Here is a 1,369-nt window from a genome sequence, read left to right on the forward strand (position 1 = left end):
AACGATGGAATGGTCTCCCCCCTCAAACGGCATCGCAATGTGCCAAACTTGGAATTGAACAATCAAGTTAACAAGGTGAGGAGACCAAGATGGATATTACAACGATTGGGCTGGATTTAGCAAAAAGTGTGAGTCATGTGGTGTGCTGTAATCAGGCAGGCAAGATTGTGCGAAAAAAAATGTTGAGACGAACTCAGATACTGCATTTTTTTAGTGAGCTAGCACCCTGTTTGGTGGGGGTTGAGTCATGTGCCAGTGCGCATTATTGGGCAAGAGAAATAGCGAAGTATGGCCATCAGGTAAAACAAATCGCACCACAGCATGTAAAAGCGTATGTGCGGGGTAATAAGACGGATTTTAATGATGCGCTGGCGATAGCAGAAGCAGTAGTACGCCCCGAGATGCGGTTTGTGCGAACGAAAACGCAAACCCAACAAGATATTCAGGCATTACACGTGATGCGTAAGAAGTGTGAGCGGGATAGAACCGCCAACAGTAATGAAATACGGGGGTTGCTCAATGAGTACGGGATCATCCTTCCGGTAGGCATCAGTCATGTCTATAAATCACTGCCTGAATTATTTGACCGGCAGGTTGAGAATGGTTTGAGTGAATTGTTCAAAGAACTGTTAGAGCGACACTATCAAAAACTTGTAGAGCTGGATGAGCACCTGAACTGGTATACAAAGAAAATTAAACAACTAAGCCAACACGAAGCTTGTAGACGACTACAAAGTATTCCCGGAGTTGGTCCAATTATAGCCAGTGCGCTTTATCAACATATCGGCAATGGCAGTGAGTTTAAGAATGGCCGGGCAGTCTCAGCATCATTGGGGCTGGTACCCAAACAACATAGCTCAGGAGGCAAGCATAATCTACAGGGGATTAGTAAGCGTGGAGATAGCTATCTAAGAACCTTACTCATTCATGGTGCCAGGGCTGTCATGCGAGTGAGTAAACATAAAGAGACACCATTGTCTCAATGGATAAAGCGAATAGAGCAAACGCGGGGGAGAAACAAAGCCGCGGTTGCACTGGCTAACAAGTTGGCCCGAATAGCTTGGGCACTATTAGCACAAGGTGGCGATTATCAGCCTGAGTTGACAACCGCTTAAGTTAATAATGAACCAGTTCACTTCCAAGGATTGCTGAATAAACATAACGTGATGACAATACGGTTAAACCGACATATCGAAAACCTGATAGGGCGTGTGGATTATTAATCCGAGTCAACGATAAGGACGATATGGGCGAAGTTCATCGAGGCTCGAAGTGAAAATACTTCAACGAGAAGCCGGATATACGGACGCAAACCATTTTAGTCAAAACAGCATGTTTACTCTTGCAATAACGGGGGAGACCATATACA

At 45.0% G+C, this 1,369-nt stretch carries 1 protein-coding gene; it reads left to right on the plus strand.

Features of this window, described 5'->3' with window-relative positions:
- Nucleotides 1–89 precede the first annotated feature (89 nt).
- Nucleotides 90–1,115: an IS110 family transposase gene (locus WA381_RS20935; RefSeq protein WP_156086086.1), complete on the plus strand. Its 1,026-nt coding sequence runs from the start codon at nt 90–92 to the stop codon at nt 1,113–1,115.
- Nucleotides 1,116–1,369: the final 254 nt, after the last annotated feature.

This window comes from Alteromonas sp. CH_MED4-4 (genome assembly GCF_037029575.1).
GTDB classification, from domain to species: Bacteria; Pseudomonadota; Gammaproteobacteria; order Enterobacterales; family Alteromonadaceae; genus Alteromonas; species Alteromonas macleodii.